22 protein-coding genes are annotated in these 16935 nt (G+C 51.9%); 10 read left to right on the plus strand and 12 right to left on the minus strand.

Features of this window, described 5'->3' with window-relative positions; translation table 11 throughout:
- Positions 1–185: 185 nt before the first annotated feature.
- The 8 genes from BN1969_RS11250 to BN1969_RS11285 form a co-directional block, all read right to left on the minus strand.
- On the minus strand, positions 186–554 hold the full coding sequence (locus tag BN1969_RS11250; RefSeq protein WP_050624370.1) for a metal-dependent transcriptional regulator: 369 nt from the start codon (positions 552–554) through the stop codon (positions 186–188).
- Between the two features lie 16 nt (positions 555–570).
- Entirely contained in the window at positions 571–2319 is a 1749-nt protein-coding gene (locus tag BN1969_RS11255; protein ID WP_050624371.1) for an ABC transporter ATP-binding protein, read from the minus strand.
- Entirely contained in the window at positions 2320–4104 is a 1785-nt protein-coding gene (locus tag BN1969_RS11260) for an ABC transporter ATP-binding protein (RefSeq protein ID WP_050624372.1), read from the minus strand.
- Between the two features lie 16 nt (positions 4105–4120).
- On the minus strand, positions 4121–5587 hold the full coding sequence (locus BN1969_RS11265) for an ABC transporter ATP-binding protein (RefSeq protein WP_050624373.1): 1467 nt from the start codon (positions 5585–5587) through the stop codon (positions 4121–4123).
- A 1-nt stretch (position 5588) separates the two neighbouring features.
- Complete coding sequence (locus tag BN1969_RS11270) at positions 5589–6362, minus strand: energy-coupling factor transporter transmembrane component T family protein (RefSeq protein ID WP_050624374.1); 774 nt, start codon at positions 6360–6362, stop codon at positions 5589–5591.
- 115 nt (positions 6363–6477) lie between these two features.
- Positions 6478–7080: an MptD family putative ECF transporter S component gene (locus BN1969_RS11275; RefSeq protein ID WP_050624375.1), complete on the minus strand. Its 603-nt coding sequence runs from the start codon at positions 7078–7080 to the stop codon at positions 6478–6480.
- Between the two features lie 128 nt (positions 7081–7208).
- The gene (locus BN1969_RS11280; RefSeq protein WP_050624376.1) at positions 7209–8189 is read right to left on the minus strand and encodes a helix-turn-helix domain-containing protein; all 981 of its coding nucleotides are present in this window, start codon (positions 8187–8189) and stop codon (positions 7209–7211) included.
- Positions 8190–8627: 438 nt separating this feature from the next.
- Entirely contained in the window at positions 8628–8993 is a 366-nt protein-coding gene (locus BN1969_RS11285; protein ID WP_050624377.1) for a helix-turn-helix domain-containing protein, read from the minus strand.
- A gap of 377 nt (positions 8994–9370) precedes the next feature.
- Here BN1969_RS11285 and BN1969_RS11290 point away from each other — a divergent pair, with 377 nt between their 5' ends.
- On the plus strand, positions 9371–9787 hold the full coding sequence (locus BN1969_RS11290; protein ID WP_050624378.1) for a hypothetical protein: 417 nt from the start codon (positions 9371–9373) through the stop codon (positions 9785–9787).
- Position 9788: 1 nt separating this feature from the next.
- The gene (locus BN1969_RS11295; RefSeq protein WP_050624379.1) at positions 9789–10037 is read left to right on the plus strand and encodes a helix-turn-helix domain-containing protein; all 249 of its coding nucleotides are present in this window, start codon (positions 9789–9791) and stop codon (positions 10035–10037) included.
- 385 nt (positions 10038–10422) lie between these two features.
- On the opposite strand, the gene BN1969_RS11300 is transcribed toward BN1969_RS11295, so the two are convergent.
- The 4 genes from BN1969_RS11300 to BN1969_RS11315 are packed head-to-tail and all read right to left on the minus strand — an operon-like array spanning position 10423 to position 12350.
- On the minus strand, positions 10423–10920 hold the full coding sequence (locus tag BN1969_RS11300) for a hypothetical protein (RefSeq protein ID WP_050624380.1): 498 nt from the start codon (positions 10918–10920) through the stop codon (positions 10423–10425).
- Positions 10907–11164 carry a hypothetical protein gene (locus tag BN1969_RS11305; protein ID WP_050624381.1) on the minus strand — a complete coding sequence of 86 codons (258 nt, stop codon included), beginning with the start codon at positions 11162–11164 and terminating at the stop codon, positions 10907–10909. The genes BN1969_RS11300 and BN1969_RS11305 overlap by 14 nt, the downstream gene beginning before the upstream one ends.
- 35 nt (positions 11165–11199) lie before the next feature.
- Entirely contained in the window at positions 11200–11733 is a 534-nt protein-coding gene (locus BN1969_RS11310) for a hypothetical protein (protein WP_050624382.1), read from the minus strand.
- A gap of 2 nt (positions 11734–11735) precedes the next feature.
- Positions 11736–12350 (minus strand): 3'-5' exoribonuclease YhaM family protein, encoded by a 615-nt coding sequence (locus tag BN1969_RS11315; protein WP_050624383.1) that lies wholly within the window; start codon positions 12348–12350, stop codon positions 11736–11738.
- A gap of 381 nt (positions 12351–12731) precedes the next feature.
- Between BN1969_RS11315 and BN1969_RS11320 the strand changes: the two genes are divergently transcribed.
- The 8 genes from BN1969_RS11320 (at position 12732) to BN1969_RS11355 (ending at position 16871) form a co-directional block, all read left to right on the plus strand.
- Positions 12732–13907, plus strand: a complete 1176-nt coding sequence (locus BN1969_RS11320; RefSeq protein ID WP_050624384.1) for a Fic family protein — start codon at positions 12732–12734, stop codon at positions 13905–13907.
- A gap of 791 nt (positions 13908–14698) precedes the next feature.
- The gene (locus BN1969_RS11325) at positions 14699–14986 is read left to right on the plus strand and encodes a hypothetical protein (protein WP_050624385.1); all 288 of its coding nucleotides are present in this window, start codon (positions 14699–14701) and stop codon (positions 14984–14986) included.
- Positions 14987–15112: 126 nt separating this feature from the next.
- Positions 15113–15439 (plus strand): defense against restriction DarA-related protein, encoded by a 327-nt coding sequence (locus tag BN1969_RS18270; RefSeq protein WP_070103371.1) that lies wholly within the window; start codon positions 15113–15115, stop codon positions 15437–15439.
- Entirely contained in the window at positions 15436–15630 is a 195-nt protein-coding gene (locus BN1969_RS11335; RefSeq protein WP_050624386.1) for a hypothetical protein, read from the plus strand. Before BN1969_RS18270 ends, BN1969_RS11335 begins: the two co-directional genes overlap by 4 nt.
- A complete protein-coding gene (locus BN1969_RS11340; RefSeq protein ID WP_050624387.1) occupies positions 15617–15814 on the plus strand; it encodes a hypothetical protein in 198 nt (65 codons plus the stop codon). Before BN1969_RS11335 ends, BN1969_RS11340 begins: the two co-directional genes overlap by 14 nt.
- A 16-nt stretch (positions 15815–15830) precedes the next feature.
- Positions 15831–16010, plus strand: coding sequence for a hypothetical protein (locus BN1969_RS11345; RefSeq protein WP_050624388.1), 180 nt, complete (start codon positions 15831–15833; stop codon positions 16008–16010).
- Positions 16007–16441, plus strand: a complete 435-nt coding sequence (locus BN1969_RS11350) for a DUF7659 family protein (protein ID WP_050624389.1) — start codon at positions 16007–16009, stop codon at positions 16439–16441. Before BN1969_RS11345 ends, BN1969_RS11350 begins: the two co-directional genes overlap by 4 nt.
- Before the next feature lie 25 nt (positions 16442–16466).
- Entirely contained in the window at positions 16467–16871 is a 405-nt protein-coding gene (locus tag BN1969_RS11355; protein ID WP_050624390.1) for an NADAR family protein, read from the plus strand.
- The last annotated feature ends 64 nt before the right edge of the window (positions 16872–16935 follow it).

The raw sequence follows: 16935 nt of genomic DNA on the forward strand, positions 1-16935 counted from the left end.
CAAGCAAATGGACCACATCAAACTCCATAGAGGCCAACTCTATGATTGACCCTGCCAGAACACTTGACGGCACGCAACATCAATACACAAAGCCTTGCACCGCAGGGAGGCGGAGGGCATAACCGTACATATGAACAGTTTTCCCGCTCTATCACCCCCAATGGCCTCGACGGATCGGCCGCCTTTTATTTTTCCTTTAGCCCTGATTTTATTTTCTGAAAACTGTCGTCGCTGATTGCGTGTTCCATGCGGCAGGCGTCTTGCTCGGCGGTCTTTGGCTCTACGCCTGCATCCACCAGCAGGCGGGTGAAAAAGCAGTGCTTCTCATAGGTTTTTTCAGAAACATCTCGGCCTATATCTGTTAAGCGGAGAAAATGGTCCTCGTCCATCACGAGGAAACCTCCGTCTTTCAGAGTATTGACCGCATGGCACACGCTGGGCTTGGAAACTCCCAGGTACCGGGCCACATCTATGGACCGCACCACACCTTTCTTTCTCTTTAGGACAAGGATTGCTTCCAGATAGTCTTCGCCAGATGCGTGTAATTGTTTCATAGGGAGCTCCTCTCCATCAAGACAGGCTCCAACCGGCAGAGTTCATACGGATACGGACGAAATCCTGATAAATACCAGGTTGTTTCATCAATTCCTCATGGGTGCCATGCTGTGAGATGCGTCCGTCGCTGATGACCAAAATCTGGTCGGCGTTCTGGATGGTATTCAAACGGTGGGCGATGACCAGCAGGGTCTTGCCTTTTACAAGCTCGGAAATGGCCTCCTGAATGTAGCTCTCGTTGTCGGTGTCCACACTGGCGGTTGCCTCGTCCAAAATTACAATAGGGGCGTCTTTCAGAATGCAGCGGGCGATAGAGATACGCTGTTTCTCACCGCCGGAGAGGGTTGCGCCGCCCTCTCCCACCACAGTCTGAAACCCATCGGGCAAGGCCATGATGAAATCGTAGCAGCGGGCTTTTCTTGCCGCCTCATAGACTTCTTCTTCCGTGGCATCCGGTTTTCCCATACTGATGTTGTTATAGATCGTGTCCTGGAAGAGATACACGCGCTGGAAGACCATGCTGATGTGATCCATCAGCTCCGCGAGGGGGACTTGCCGGGTATCCACACCCCGGATGGCAACACTGCCGCTTTTCACATCCCACAGCCGGGCCAGCAGATTGGCGATGGTGGACTTCCCGCCGCCGGAGGGACCCACAAGAGCGGTCATGGTATGGGGCGACATAGAGAAACTGATGTGGTGCAGCACCTCCTTGTCCTGGTAGGCAAAGGCCACATCATGAAACCGCACCTCCGGCTGGCCGGGCTGCGCCTGAGCCGGAATATGCTGTTTCCCTGTGTCCGGGAGTTCCGGCTCATCCAATACAGCCTCAATGCGGTCCAGGGCGGCGTTCATCACAGTCAGGCGGGACGCCTCGCCATAAAGCGCCTTGAGCGGTCCGAACAGGTCAAAGACGAACAGGAGAACGCCCAGCACATAGGCCAGAGAAAGGACACCGCTCCGCTCCAGAAAGACCGACAGGCCAAAAATCGCGGCAATCCCAATTCCATAAAGGACATTCAGCCCCATGGTCCACGGGGTCATCTTCCGTTCAAAGGCGAGGGATGTATTTCTGGACCGCTTGAAATTGCCGGTCAATTCTTCCGACTTCTCGCCCAGCAGGTTATAGCTCTTGATGACCCCGATGCCCTCCACAAAGGACAGCACCGCGTCCGTCAGCCGTTCGCTCTGTTCCTGGCGGCCAGCGGCTTCCCGCAGGGAAACCTTGTTCATCCCTCTGGAAACCAGCCACGCCAGAATGGTCACAAGGGCCGCGATCAGGCCCAGCTGCCAATTCAGATAGAACATGAACGCCAGCAGGACCAGGGAGGACAGCAGGTAGCTCATCATGTTGCCCAGCGTGCTCATGGCGACTTCTTCAATGAACACCATATCGGTACTGAGGACAGAACTGATTTTGCCGATATTGCCGGAGGTGAAGTAGCCCATGGGCAGTTTCCGCAGGTGTCCGCCCAGCTCCATGCGCTTCTCGGCAAACATCAGGTAGCCCGCCGCACTCTGGAGGCTGTCGCTGAGATAGTGGACCAGCATCTGCACCAGCACGGCCGCCGCGAGGCCAAGGCCCACATAGAGGCAGGTCTGCCCGGTCAGTGTTCCGGCGGCAAAGCTGCTCAACACCACAAAGGCCAGGAAGATCGGCATTTTAGACAGGATCGACTCCACAAACGCGCAGGCAAAAGCGCCCTGAATGCGCCCTTTATATGGACCGGCAAGTTTCAAAATCCTTGAAAACAGTGCAAACATTTAGTTTCCCTCCTTTGCGGTATGTATGTTCCATTCGGCGCTGTCCTGGGCCGCTTTCCACAGCTTTTGATATTCCGGGCAGGACTGGATCAGATCCTGATGCTTTCCTGCCGCAACCAGTTTGCCATGGTCTACGACGCAGATTTGATCGGCGTTCATAATCGCGGGCAGCTTATGGGCGATGACCACCAGAGTCTTGCCCTTCACCAGTTCCGCAATCGCCGCCTCCATCTTTTCCTCATTCTCGGGATCGGCGTAGGCGGTGGCCTCGTCCAGCACCACAATAGGGGCGTCCTTCAGGATGGCACGGGCCAGAGATATGCGCTGGCGCTGACCGCCGGAGAGCATCTTGCCCGCATCGCCCGCCATGGAGTGAATTCCTTGGGGCAGCTTCTCCAGAAACTCCATGCACTGGGCCTTGCGCGCTGCCTCCAGGACCTCCTCATCGGTAGCGTTCAACCGTCCAATGCGGATATTCTCCAGTAGAGAGGTGTTGAACAGGTATTGATCCTGCGCCACATAGGAAATACGGCTGTTCAGGGTTTCCAGGCTCATGTCGCACAGCTTCTGCCCGCCGATAGAGATGCTGCCTTTCTGCGGGTCATAGTAGTGGATCAGCAGTTTTGCCAGAGTGCTCTTGCCAGAGCCGGACTCTCCCACCAGGGCCGTTTTCTGTCCGGCCTTGGCCGTAAAGCTGATGTCGTGGAGTACCTCATCCTCCACCACCATGGGCTTTCCGTCCGGGCCGGGCTGTGTCTTGGTGTAGCCAAAGGAAACATGGTCATAAACGATGGTATCATCCTTGCCGTGGAAGCCGTCCGGCGTCTGCTGAAGCTCCGGCGCATCCAAAACCTGTTCCAGCGCAGAAATCTTGTAGTTGAGCTGGGGCATGGTGGGCAGGAAACCCAGGGATTTGAGGAGCGGCATCCCGATGCTCAGGGAGAGGCACAGCACCAAAATCAGATCCGGCAGAGCTGACCAGCCGGAGAGGACAAACCACGCCCCCAGCGGAAGGGTCAAAATCACAGTACACGGAAGGAGGCTGCTGTAAATTGCCATCCAGGGCCATGCCGCCTTGTACCAGGCCAGAGTATAATCCCGGTAATCCGAAACATCCTTGCGAAACCGCTCATAGGAATCCGCGTCCTTGTTGAATACCTTGACAACCTCCATGCCGTTGATGTACTCAATGATAGTGTTGTTCATCTTCTGGCCGGCCATATAGTAGGGGCCCATTTTCTTCATGCCCACCGAGTACATGGTCATCATGGCGATCAGGCTGATGGGGATGGAAGCCAGGGACAGCAGCGCCAGCTTCCAGTCCACGAAAAACATAGCTACATAGACCGCGATGGGGACCATCAGGTTTGCGATCCCCTCCGGCATGGAGTGGGCCAGCAGGACCTCCAGACTGTCCACATCATCGACAAACAGCTTTTTGACTGTGCCGGTTCCCTTGTCCTGGATTACGCCCAGAGGCAGCTTCTCAAACCGCTTTTGCAGGGCGGTCCGCAGCCGGAGCAGCGTGTCATAGGCGGCCTTGTGCGAAAGATTGAGCCCCCAGCCATAGAGAAGAGCCTGCAAGACCAGGCACACCAACACCAAAACCACCCGCAGGATGAGAAACGAAGCCTCAAGTTCCGCTCCCATCACCAGCGGAGCAATTACCTGGTAGGCCAGCACAAAGGGCAGGACGCCCATCAAAACGCTGACCAGCACTACCGCTGTGGCCGCGTAGAGGCCCTTTTTATGCGGCCCCGCGTATTCAAATACCTTTTGAAACATGATTTACAACCTCCCATCAATGAAAATACTGTTCCGACAGAGCTTTCAATATCTGCGGCGTGAGCCGGTGATTTTGAACGGCCCCCTGGTCGTCCAGCTGGACCACCTCCGTACAGGTCCGGACGATAAACTCGAAGTCGTGGGAAACCACAAACACGATCACGCCGGAAGCGGACAACTGCTCAATCAGCCGGCTGACCCGCACCATGGAGTCATAGTCCAGACCGCTGGTAGGCTCGTCAAAATAGATTACCGGGCTGTCCTTGACGATGGCCGCGCCAATGGTGACCCGCTGCTTCTGCCCGCCGGAGAGGGCCGCCGGGTGCTGCTCCCGGTATTCGGACAGCTCCAGCGCCTCCAGTGCAGCGTCCACCTTCTCTTTGCAGTCCTCCCGAATCCCCAGGGAGAGTTCTTCCTCCACACTGCTGGCGAAGAGCTGGTAATCCGTGTCTTGCATGACCAGATAGGACAGCGCCCGGCGCTGGCGTGGGGTGAGCTTCCTGCCGTCAAAGGTGATCTCGCCGTTCCGCTGCTTCAAGAGACCGGTCAGGATGGACAAGAGGGTGGTCTTGCCCGCTCCGTTGTGGCCCAGGATGCCGATTACATCTCCAGCGTGGGCTTCAAAGCTGACATTCCAAAAGACCTCCTGCTCTTTCGGATAAGCAAAGGAAAGACCCTGCACACGCAGCAGGTGTTTCCCCATGGGACGGCGTTCTTTCTTCTGATAATGCTCTGCATCCCGCTCCGGATATGCAGTCCGCAGCCCATAGGATATGCGCGTTTCCTCCGGTAAGGAACAGAACTGCTCCCTTGTAAATTCCTGTTCGATTTTCCCGTTTTGTATGAGAAATACCCGGTCGATTAAATCACGCAGATAGTAAAAGCGGTGTTCTACCACAAAGATGGTGTATCCGTCCCGCTTCAATTTTCCCATGATCTCCGCAAGCCGCTTGGTGGCCGCATAATCCAGGTTTGCGGAGGGCTCGTCGAAGATATAGACCTTTGGTGAAAGCGCATAGACCGAGCCCACGGCGATCTGCTGCTTCTCTCCGCTGGACAGGGCAAAGATGCTCCGGTTTAGGTAGTCCGCCAGTTCCAGATCCTTTGCGGCTTTTGCGATGCGGTCAATGGTTTCCTCACGGGGGAGGCCCATATTTTCGCAGCCAAAGGCCAGTTCCCGCGTGGTGTCCGTCATGAAGAACTGGGAGCGCGGGTCCTGAAATACCGTCCCCACCTGCCCGGCCAGCTGCGCGGGCTTCATTTCCAGCAGGGAGCGCCCGTCCATCACAAGGTCTCCCTGTATCTCGCCGGGATAAAAGTGCGGGATCAGGCCGTTGAGGGAGCGGATCAGCGTGGTCTTGCCACAGCCGCTCCGCCCGGTCAGGAGGATAAATTCGCCGGTCTGCACCGTCATATCAATGCCCCGGAGGGTAAAGTCCTTGCTCTCCTCATAGCGAAAGCTGAAATTCTGAAACGAGATCATGTCACACCCTCCACAAGATGATTTCCCCGATCCGGGTCTGGTCTAGGACCAGCAGCGCCGCCAGGAAAAGGACGCCCAGCAGGGACACCAGGATCTCCGGCCAGGAGAAGCGGATGGGGCGCAAGGCGTACCGTCTGCACTCCAGCTCCAGTCCCCGGGTGGTGCCGGAGGCCGCCAGCTCGTCCGTGACCTTCAGGCACCGCATCAGCAAGGGGATTAAAATATACTCAATGGTTGCAAGAGGATGAGATACCCGTTTCCACAAGGTATCGCTGATCCCCCGGATGTCCATGGTGCTGCGGATCTGCCGGTATTCGATCCGCAGGGTGGGGATATAGCGGAACATGACCACCAGCGGGATCGTCACCGCCTGGGGAAGCCGCATCCGCTGGAGCGCCACCATCAGGTCGTCCATGTAGGTAGTCCGCAAAATCCAAAGGCCCATCATCACAATGGGGATCAGCTTCAAAAGCGTCACACCGAACACGCTCATAATTACGCTCAATACCGGCACCTGCACATAACGGAGCAAGGCGTTGAGATAGGCGACGATGATGTAGACCGCAATCATCTTCAAGGCCCATTTTCCACCATTCCCCACGGCAATAAACAGGCCATACATTAGCAAGAGCGCAAGGCTGACTACCTCCCCGGCCAAAAAGTAACTGACAAACCCGATACAGACCAAAAGTAAAATCTTGCAGCGGGGATCTAACAGTGCCGATCCATGAAGGGGCTGCTGTTCAATGATTTGTTTGATTTGTGATTCTTCCATTCCAATGCCTCCCTATCCAAATCAAAGCGCGGGGCCATTTTCAGCCCCGCGCCCTGAGATCAGGCAGCCCGCTTGCCTGCGTTTGTCTGATTGACTGCCGAGGGGCTGTGCCTTGTTATTTGACTGAAACGAGCCCGGCTTTGATAAAGTGCTTTTTCAAAGCCTTCTGCCCAATCACGGCGCCGATCAGTCCACCCACCAGGCCGGCCGCAACGATGACCACCAGCATGGGGACGGAGGTGATATTCAGCATCCCGTCTATGTACTCCTGGGCAATGTTGTTCTTCTCCATGGCTCCCACAAAGGCGCTCTGGAGGAACTTGATGGGGCAGATGGCGCTGAAGGCGAAAATGGCGCTGAACAGGGCGTAGGCCACGGTCATGGACTTCATGGTGATTTCTTTCCGGCCCATGACCAGAAAATCGCAGATCACGCCGCCGACCACCAAGCCGATGGGGATAAACCAGAAAGCGCCCACCAGCAGGAACAGGATAGCCTGGATTGCGGAGCAGATGGTGAACACGCCCTTTTTCGGTACCTTAGCCAGTAAGAGCATCATCACGATGCCATTGGGGATCGCGACAACGGATGGATAGAACACATTGGTCACTGGGCCGGCCACGCTCATAATGGTACTGATAATCATGCAGATGATCCACATGAGGGCGGTCAGGACGCCGATTAGGATAAAATCTTTCGCATTCAACTTCTGTTTCATGCTTTGCCTCCTCTATACAACAATATGCGTTGAGGTTAGCACTTACTAACCTCAACGCATATTGTATCAGTTATGCTTTTCTAATTCGACCCAAAACCTGCCCATTTTCACCCAAAAGCAGTTAAAGGTCACTGCTTTGTGTGGTTGAAGCGTGTCTCTCTGTAATGTTTGGGTGCAACACCGTATTTTTTCTTGAAGGCCGCCGCAAAGTTGCTCGGTTTTCCATAACCTACAATCGCAGCGACCTCCCCCACATTCCAGTCTCCGTCCAGCAGCAGTTGAGCCGCCTGTATCAGGCGTTGCTCAATGATATATTGATGGATCGGCATACCGTAAAAAGAGGAAAATCCACGCGTCAGCTTGGTAAGGCTCAGATGCACCTGTTGAGACAGCTCTTCACAAGAGGGGGCGAAGGCAAGCTGGCTGTCGATGATCCGCTTCGCCTCCATGATGGCGGTCCGCTCTGTCCGGGACATGGAAATATTTTTGCCCATCAGAATATCCAATTCCAGAACTTCCCCCAGATAGATGGAGAGCAACTCCAACAGCTTACCATCCAAATAGAGGTAACCCAACCCACCGCGGTATTGAGAAAATTTGCTTATTTCTGATAGAACCTGCTCCATAACAGGGGTGAGAGAGACTTTAGAAATGCCAGTTAGGAGCTTCCTTTCGTAAGCCGCAATTTCTTGCCCGTCAAAGTAATCGGCAAGGAGTTGTGAAAAGTAGGGAATAGGAATTTTAATGCTTTTGAATGAGAAGTTGCTGTCCCTTTTGTAACAAATATATTCTGTGCCATCATGTCCGGCATAAATACAGGACTCATTTTTCTGAATGGCCATAGAGCGATGCCCATTCAAAATACCCCAGGAAATTCCATCGTTCAGGCAGAATATGATCTGCATATATTCCTTGCTAACAGGTCCCTGCACATTCATATCAGAGCGATAATTCATCTGCCAGTCTGAAAGAATGACACCATGTTTGATTTTTGTTTGAGAAACCCGGCCTTGTCCAACCTCTGAAGGAATGTCCATAGTGATTGTCTGAGGGGTATTGGTTATTAAGTCATTATAAAGTTTGGCAAGATATAGATTACTATGTGGCATAAGCCCCACCTTTCTAACCCACCATAGTTAGTGCCTGCTAATCTAATAATACTTGATTTTTTCTTGATGGTCAAGAGAACTTCACACCACGATGTTGTTGTATATTTTGCTCAGATCTGAATTGGTGATATCGGCATAGTATTGACGTACTGCCAGAATTATGTTATACTAAAAAAGTTAGCAGACGCTAACTGCCGCGTAGAAACACAGTAAAAAGTAATAGACCCATTACTCTACCATCCTGTCTGAGATTAAGCGGTGGTACTTTTATAAGAAGCGGATATAAAATCGCAGGCATAAAATAACAAGGAAGAGTCCCTTGCCAAATAGAAGGATCCACTTATTAAGAAATACTGATGATGGGCCTGCGCATAGGATAAGCGGATCAATCCGTAGAAAGGGGCATTGCTCATCAGAATGAAGCAATGCCCTTTTTCCTTAGGGTTCTTCTGTTTCGCCCAATCCGCACTCCCGCTGACGTACATCAAGTATGGTATCCACAATAGCAGCAATGAGCATCCGCTCCTTTGGTGTACACTGCAGGATTATCTGTGCCAGATGCTTGCTCTCATTTTCCACTTCCTGTTGCGGGCCATAGAAGATAGCATCGGCAGATGCCCCCATAGCGCGGATAATCCGCACCATCACATCGGCCTTAGGGATTTTCTCACCGAGCTCGATTGCAGCCAAGTACCGTGGAGAGATATGGGCGCGCTCGGCAATTTGCTCTCTGGAATAACCAAGCCGTTCACGCTCCGCCCGCATTTGGGTACTGCAACCTTTAAATTCATCATTTATTACCACCAGTGGTTCACCTCCGAATCACATTCTATGTTGTGCATGAATCGGATAAAATGCTCTACTGGTAGTGAGAAATAAGTTCTAATGGTTCATAGTGGGGGGAAAGGTGGAGAGAGAATGAGGTTGGCTATGCTGGTGGAGTAGCAGTCTGCCCCGACATATTATATCGGCCGGGACATTTGAAAAAGATTGATCTGGCCGGTGGGCACTTTGTCTGCGTTGGACATGAACCCATGGTTCCAAATAATCGACACCAAACTGTCAAGCATTTTTTGCTTGGCAGTTTTTATATTGTGTGGCAAAATCGGCGCCCACTTTCGGGGAAAGGAGCGAAAGGGGACGAAGAAACCGCCTCCGCGGGTAGGGGAGGAGGTGATTTGATGGAGACCACACAGGCCACTCAGAAAAGAGTCCGTTACCAATTTGAGATATTCTGCATGAAGGTCATCGACGGAGAGCGGTGTGATTATCTCCGAAAATTGATGAAGAAGATGGGGTGGGAGTCCTCGTTTTCAGATTTGCCAGAAGCTGTGCTGACCAGTCTCTGCACCTTTGACAGCGATCCGGCAGAGCAGTATATCTTCCATGTCTACGGGCATCGGATTCCGATTAGAAACGACCGGCTGGCGGAGATCCTCCTCGCACTCGGCGATGAGGGATACAGCATCCTGCTGCTGTACTACTCCCTTCAGCTCAGAGACCGGGAGATCGCTTCGCTCCTAGGGCTTTCCAGATCCAAGATACAGAAGGACCGAAAGATCCTATTCGATGAGTTGAAGAAACGGATGGTGGAGTAAGATGAAAAGAAAAAGCAGTATCCCAGAAGAAAAACTCCTGCCCTATGAAACCATTTGCGCTGCGACCAGAGGTGACCCGGAGGCAATGGATGAGGTGCTGCGGCACTTTGACGGCTACATATCACACAAAGCCACCCGCATCTTTTACGATGAATATGGCCAGTCCTACTGTGGTGTGGATGTAGAACTAAAGCAGCGCATCCAAAACAAACTAATTGCCCGCATCATGGAACGGTTTAAACCTGAGTAAACATCCCCGTAGCCCCGGGCCGGGTATATGGTGTGTCCCCTCCATCTATCCGGCCTGGGGATTTCATGCGCCATAAGGCAACTTGTGTTGAATAATCAGCCTGCTATCCGTGAAATAGGTATAGCAGATGCGACATAATTGATGCGTTGGTTCTCAACATCCTAATGTATGGACTCCAAGGAATGGGAAATAAAATTGAAATATTACCGTTAATGCCTGTGGGGTAGGGGAAGGCAGAGAATACAGTTAAAGCATATTTTCAGGTTATAAAAGAGTATATTAACTTTCTAAAGAATCGAAAGAAAAGCCACCCCAGGGGTGGCTTTTTAGTGTGTATCTTAGGGGGGAGACTTCCTTAACTCCCATCTTCCAGGTAGTCAGCGACTTATCGCATTTTTTCAGGCTGATATGGCCGGGACACAAATTCGGCGCAGCCATCCGCCTCAGTGATATTGGGCGGGCGGTCATGGACAAGTGAGAACCTGCAGATTCCATCCCGGTTATAGGCACAGGTACAGGACTCACAGACATCACAGTTGTCAACTCCTCCATATTCAGGAGTGGCTTTACCTTGTGTATCTGTGCCTAATTTTTCAAAATAAAATGGGATGCCCGCTTGAAACGGGTAGAAGGTGAATGTGCCATCTCCCCATTTTCGGATGGCATGGCCGCCCTTTGCTTTGCGGAGGACAACCCGTTTAGACTTCGAAAACAGATGGGAAATATGACTCGCACTGTACCGGCTTTCAAATTCAACGAGTTGCAGAATATATGATTTCCCAGTCTCTTTCACATCCATGACAATGCGGTATGCCTTGAGGATGTTTTCTGCATTTTCCGCTTTGAAACGCCCGAGCAGGGGGCCGGGGTTACTGCTGTCCATCGTCACTGTCCTCCATTTCCCTATATTCGCAGTCAAGGAATTCCTCAAAGCAGGGCCATATCTCCGTGTTAAATCCATACTCAAACTCCCAGTCATGGAAGATGGACTCCAGACTCAGCTCCGGCGACTCTTTTCGGAGTTGTTCCAGTTCGTCTATGAGATTTTTGAGTGTGTACCCGTGGGCAAGCATCCATTCGAGTTTGAACCGCTCATATGCAGCCTGTATTGCATTGGTTTCTGGCATTTCAGTTTCCTCCATAGCAGGATTTGAATTAAAGGTCAGGCGCTTCGTTCCGCCCTTGTGAGCCTCCCGGAGGTCCATGCGCTTTTGTAGGTTCCGATGCTTGGTAGCCGATCCAGCAGGCATTTTTCAATCCCCTTTAGATAGGCTTGATAGTGACGGGATTGAAGGCCAGCGTAACTTTGACACCATGGCGGCTCTTTCTGGATGAGTTCCACCGCCAGCGACCACTCGTTGTCCTCAAGGCAGATATAGAAAAGTGGGCTCTCCAGGATGGCCCGCTGGCTGCGGGAGATCCACCGCTCCGGGCGGACTCGCTTGAAACTGGGGAACATCTGCAGGAAGTTCGCCGTAAAGCACTCCAGAATGTCCTCCTCTTCCAGTTCCGTGGCAAGGTCATCATAGAGCCAAGTGCCATCCGTCAATTCTTCATAGTCCAGATCCCGCATCAGGCGGGGCTCCGGGCAGTCGTCCGACGCGGCGTCTGCCCTGCGGAATACATGGAAATCATCATTGTCAATATAGTACAGGCCCTCGTAGCGGCCAAACACACAGCAATTCCCGCACCCCACTGCTATCCCTCCATTGACGCCAATTCGTCTAAGTAGGTTGCCTGGAGATCGGCAATGTGGAGTTGTAGCGCCAGCGGACAGATCGTATAAACTTTGCTGGTGTTGCGGTCGGTGAAGTCGCCCATATGGAACCGGATGGCCAGCGCCTCATCGCGGGTAAGATGCATATGCTCATTGATCAGAAAGACCGATTTCTCACCGTGGCCAAAGGGAAATTTCTCATCTACCGTGTAGAACGGCACAGATTCCAAGTCGTAAGCACCGCGTTTATCAAACTTCGTGCCATGATCGGAGTAGACCTTCTGGTCTTTGAAGTCCAGCTTATAGGACTGGGTCTTGCAGATGTCATGCAGCAGGGATACAATGGCGACGGATTCCACCTGTTTGGGCGGGAATAGTGCGTCCGTGCCCAACTCATTCATACAGTTGCGGCACATGCGCTGGAAAACATTCAGGGAATGTAGCACAAGGCCGCCGGCGAAACTGTTGTGGAACTTTGTGCTGGCAGGCGCCTCGAAGAAATCGGTAGCCAGCAGCCGGCCCAACAGCGAGTCTGAGCCAGTTCTGTGTATATATTTCTGGTATGCGGAAATGAAGGTGTCTTTTGGGTTCATCATAAAAATGCTCCTTTTCAAAGTCGTTTTTTATATCATCGGTGCGCCGCAGGGCGTACCGTAAAAACAGGGACGCCCCGGCCGCAGATGCGTCTGGGGAGATCTATATAAAAAGGCATCCGAAGAATCCTCTCCGGAGGCCTTGTGACTTCAGTATCAGATTGCATGTGGTCAAAAAGCAAAAAGCGCCCAAAGGCCAATTGCCTTTAGACGCTGTGCAACACGGATGACTATAATTGCCGGAAGCAATTTCTGATACTGATTGACTTGATTATAATGCAGAGCGCGCTAAATAGCAATACCCTTGCACCAAGGATTGCAATTCGGGACATACTCTGCTATACTGATACAAATTGATACTAAAAAATATCAGAGGTGAGCAATATGGAGGCGGCGCTGTTTGCGAAGATGATGTCGGACAAGAGCGTGACCGATCTAAAGAAACTGGGCTATAAATATCCTCAGGCGGATATAGCCGAATTTATCGGCCTGTTGAAAACTGGATTTTACACAACGCTGCCGATGAAGGACTTCAATGGAGAACCTCTGGTCTATCTGGAGAGTGTAGCCCAAGTCCACCTTTCGGCCGCCAAGATTTTGCTGACGCCGCACAATAGCAGCCAGCACTATGGTATCAAGGCCATGGAGGATGAAATCGTATCGACCTTGACCATCGAGCAAATCGACACCTCACGTGACAGCGTCCGGAGGATACTCACTGGCTATGCGCCGGCCAGCGAAACTGAGAACCGCATTTATGGAATGAAGAAAGGAGTGGAGTTTATCGCAGACCCCAACCATCGGATTACGGAGGAAAATCTCCATCAGTTGTATGAGATGACGGTAGGGGACTTCCTGGCAGGAGAAGATCGTTTGTTGCCGGGCAATTACTACCGTCACGACAGCGTCTATGTCGTAGGCGACAAAGTGGAGCATATGGGGCTGCCTTGGAAGAAACTGCCGGAATATATGGCGGATTTGATCGCCTATGCAAATGCAGAAGGCTCAGACAATGATTTGTTGAAAGCGGCGCTGCTTCACTTCTATATCGCTTACCTGCATCCTTACTTTGATGGAAATGGCAGGATGGCGCGGCTGCTGCACCTGTGGTACTTAGTCCAACAGGGGTATTCCTCCGCGCTGTTCATCCCGTTGTCCAGATATGTGGAAAAGAGCAGGAGGGGTTACTACGATGCCTACACACTCACGGAGCAGAATGCCCGCATCAGTGGTGTTTTGGATGTGACGCCGTTTCTGGTCTATTTCATTGAGCATGTCTATCATCAGTTGGAGGATGTGGCATCTTCGGCCTCCACAATAGGTGCCTTTCAAGCTGTGTTGGAGCGGGGCGGCATTACAGAAAAGGAGAAGGACCTGTGGCATTTTGTCCTCTCGGCCTATGGCAATGGCGAGTTCTCCACAAAACAGTTGGAGCGTGACTTCGGTAATGCCGCATATGCCACTATCCTCAGTTTTGTCCTAAAGTTTGAGGAACTCGGACTTCTACAGTCTCAAAAGTATGGCAACCGGGTTAAATATAGCCTCCGACAGTGCGGCTGATCGTAAGCGTATTTCCTTTGAGGCAATAAGCAGATTTTTACACTCTAATAAAAGAAAAATGTGGGGTATAAGGATATGAGTCATAAACTATATTCTTCGGATTTCCAGCACCCGGATACAGGCGTGTTAATCCACTTCGTTTTGGATGAGGATGCGGAACTCCTTTGGCTGGAGCCTTGTGAGGCCACCTGTGAACAAAGAGAACGTGTTGAGTCTGAATATCAGGAAACCTCTGTATGGTGTAAACTGTTGGGAGAACATACCTGCAGTTCGGTCGCGGAGGCGAACCGGCTCATACAGTCCAGATACTCAAAATATCTGGCGGAAAACGGCTGCTTCCCGACGGACTGATTCAGTAATGGCAGCGTTGATAATTGGAAGTGCGCGAGCGATTCTACTTTCTGCTTGCAATCTCTGGAGTATTCCGATATAATTCAAACATACAGTATCCGTTGTTCGTCGAAGACGAGCACAGTAACCGTGTTTCAAAGCACCCGGAAGCCGCAAGGGCTTTTGGGTGCTTTTTGCGTTTCAACAACGCAGATTGATTGAGGACAGTATGTTCACAAGGCGCATGAGGTATTTCAGCCCATGTGCCTTTTTATATAGATTTTCCCTGCGGAAGGCGCCGCAAAATAAGAAGGGGGGACAATAAATGAGGTTTTCAAAAAAGAAGCGAGAGGGGGACAGTTTTATATAAGCCAAATTCTGTATTTTGATATGAGAAAGAACTGCCGCCCCCTGGCCCTGTGCAAGCATAGAGCTGGGTTATCTGGGAAAGGAGCACTACTATGAGCCACACAACCGAGCAACCTGTACTGGAGCCATCAAGCCCACAGGGACTCCGCATCGGCGACATCTGCAGCTATTCCTTCGGCGAAAAGAACAGATCCTACTCAATTGTTGAGATTGTCAGGATCCTGGATAACCCATATGGAGTTGCGGAAGTGAAATTCCTTGATGTGGTCGTGGACGACAGTGGGAATGGTTACTTCACCTACCTGCTGAAGACGAAAAAGACCATGAACGCAAGTCTCAAGTACCTGAAAAGGGTATGCAACGAAGATGAGGCAAGGTGAAAGCCGCTGAGCAACAGAGACACCATGCCCATTGATAGGAAAGTCGCCTATATGACGGCTTAAAGTATAGAGAGGCGGATATGTTTCGCCCCTCTATTTTATTGGTACAGAATTGGAGGAACAACCATGAGATATTACAGTACACAGCGCCCGGTCGGGCCGGGGACATTCCCGAAATTGCCGGAAAACAAAGTTTTGGAGGTCCATAACTTCGATGCCAAGACTTTCTGCGAGGAAATCGGCCGGGAGGCATGGGGGTATATTGATTTTGAGTCGCCTCTTACCCAGGAGCAGGCCGACAACTATGAACTGATCGCCCCTGGCGTTGGCTGTACAGGCTGTGTCAATGAGACGGCAAGCCGCGATATGGACTGCTGCTGGAACTGTAGCAGGAACCGGCGTTCCAAGAAAGACCTGTATAGGCGCAGGCCAGCAGGGGGGATGCAGTCGTGATCGACTATGCAAAGATCCTCACGGAACTGGAAGAAGAACGGGCCGCCTGCCAGTACGTATACGGCGGTATGATCCCGGCGTTCTATACGCAGGCGCTCCACAGGGCCATTGAAGCCGTCAAGGAATGCCAGGACTGCGCGGCGGAGGCCGGGCGCATGGCCAAGGAGGTATCCCGGCATGACATGGCGTGACGAAATCGACATGGAGATCCGCCGGCAGGCCATACGGCTCTACCCGGACTGTGCCGCCCTGTTTGAACCGCCCCGCAGAGTCTACGCACAGATCATGCAGGACAACAGCATGAGGAGAAAGCCCTACCGGGTGAGCGAGGTGAAGATCAGGAAGATCATTGCTACAATGCCAGAATTTCAGTAAGAGGGTGGAGCGCGACATGTATCAAAGAGTTTCCACTGAGGAGTTCTTCAAAGTGATAGGGCCGCTTAATGTAACCCTTGAGATCAGAGGAAATTATCCGTATAAGACCCTGTTTCGTTTGAAACAGGGTGGAAAGCTGGTCGGATTTGAGGAACACGAGAGATATTACCTGAATGTGGAGGATACCAGATCATGAACCAATATAGGGAACTTCTCCAGAAGCATCAACAGGAAGTCAACGTACTCCCAATCCGCTATGCGTTTGGAGAGCAGCAATTTCGGGAGATGATGAATGCCTGGGGCCTTGACCCGGAGAAAGACCTCGACAAAATTTACAGGCTTGGAGATGCAGGCGGTTTCTATCTGAGAACTGATGCGCGGCTTGTCTGTGATACCTTCTGCAGGCTTAAAGAAGAGCGGGAAGCCGCCATTGCAGAGGACAAGACCGGGGACGGCTTTATCTATCAGATGTTCCTCTGCGAGTTGGCCAACCACGAATACAACTATACCGAGGATGTGGAAGAAACGCTGGACGCACTTGGGTACACATGGGAGCAGATCATGGCAGATAAAAGGCTCCTGCATGGACTCAAAATGGCACAGAAGAAGATCACAGGGCAGAGATAATCATGTATTGTAGTTGCCATACGGTATGGACGGAGAGACCAGCACTGCCAGCACTGTAAATGTGGTCCTGCTGATTGCCAGAACCAAAGTTATCAATCACTTTGCCGGTGAATATTTCTTTCTGAGCAATTTCTATCCCTGCCGTGTGGCGTTTTACGGCATGTGTTTCCCATCAGTAGAAGCCGCTTTCCAAGCGGCAAAGTGTGCAACCCCCAACGACCGGGTACAATTTCTGAACTTGGCGGCCAACCAGGCGAAGAGGCGTGGGCGTCAGATCAAGATGCGTCCAGATTGGGAGGACCGCAAACTGACCATCATGCATAACCTGCTCGTCCATAAATTCAACGAAAACCTTGAACTGATCCCAAAACTGCTGGATACCGGCGGCGCGGTGCTGGTGGAGGGCAATACCTGGCATGATAATTATTGAGGAGGCTGCCGTTGTCCCCGGTGCGGAGGCAATCGCGGACGGAACAATCTGGGACGCCTGCTGA

The sequence above is a fragment of the Clostridium phoceensis genome, assembly GCF_001244495.1.
Taxonomy (GTDB): Bacteria; Bacillota; Clostridia; order Oscillospirales; family Oscillospiraceae; genus Lawsonibacter; species Lawsonibacter asaccharolyticus.

Coding starts and splice junctions, on each gene's coding strand:
- BN1969_RS11340 (WP_050624387.1), top strand. CDS start 15,617: ATGACATGGCGTGACGAAATCGACATGGAGATCCGCCGGCAGGCCATA.
- BN1969_RS11295 (WP_050624379.1), top strand. CDS start 9,789: ATGAAAAGAAAAAGCAGTATCCCAGAAGAAAAACTCCTGCCCTATGAA.
- BN1969_RS11325 (WP_050624385.1), top strand. CDS start 14,699: ATGAGCCACACAACCGAGCAACCTGTACTGGAGCCATCAAGCCCACAG.
- BN1969_RS11305 (WP_050624381.1), bottom strand. CDS start 11,164: ATGCCAGAAACCAATGCAATACAGGCTGCATATGAGCGGTTCAAACTC.
- BN1969_RS11275 (WP_050624375.1), bottom strand. CDS start 7,080: ATGAAACAGAAGTTGAATGCGAAAGATTTTATCCTAATCGGCGTCCTG.
- BN1969_RS11300 (WP_050624380.1), bottom strand. CDS start 10,920: ATGGACAGCAGTAACCCCGGCCCCCTGCTCGGGCGTTTCAAAGCGGAA.
- BN1969_RS11270 (WP_050624374.1), bottom strand. CDS start 6,362: ATGGAAGAATCACAAATCAAACAAATCATTGAACAGCAGCCCCTTCAT.
- BN1969_RS11345 (WP_050624388.1), top strand. CDS start 15,831: ATGTATCAAAGAGTTTCCACTGAGGAGTTCTTCAAAGTGATAGGGCCG.
- BN1969_RS11265 (WP_050624373.1), bottom strand. CDS start 5,587: ATGATCTCGTTTCAGAATTTCAGCTTTCGCTATGAGGAGAGCAAGGAC.
- BN1969_RS11355 (WP_050624390.1), top strand. CDS start 16,467: ATGGACGGAGAGACCAGCACTGCCAGCACTGTAAATGTGGTCCTGCTG.
- BN1969_RS11350 (WP_050624389.1), top strand. CDS start 16,007: ATGAACCAATATAGGGAACTTCTCCAGAAGCATCAACAGGAAGTCAAC.
- BN1969_RS11260 (WP_050624372.1), bottom strand. CDS start 4,104: ATGTTTCAAAAGGTATTTGAATACGCGGGGCCGCATAAAAAGGGCCTC.
- BN1969_RS11320 (WP_050624384.1), top strand. CDS start 12,732: ATGGAGGCGGCGCTGTTTGCGAAGATGATGTCGGACAAGAGCGTGACC.
- BN1969_RS11255 (WP_050624371.1), bottom strand. CDS start 2,319: ATGTTTGCACTGTTTTCAAGGATTTTGAAACTTGCCGGTCCATATAAA.
- BN1969_RS11315 (WP_050624383.1), bottom strand. CDS start 12,350: ATGATGAACCCAAAAGACACCTTCATTTCCGCATACCAGAAATATATA.
- BN1969_RS18270 (WP_070103371.1), top strand. CDS start 15,113: ATGAGATATTACAGTACACAGCGCCCGGTCGGGCCGGGGACATTCCCG.
- BN1969_RS11250 (WP_050624370.1), bottom strand. CDS start 554: ATGAAACAATTACACGCATCTGGCGAAGACTATCTGGAAGCAATCCTT.
- BN1969_RS11280 (WP_050624376.1), bottom strand. CDS start 8,189: ATGCCACATAGTAATCTATATCTTGCCAAACTTTATAATGACTTAATA.
- BN1969_RS11290 (WP_050624378.1), top strand. CDS start 9,371: ATGGAGACCACACAGGCCACTCAGAAAAGAGTCCGTTACCAATTTGAG.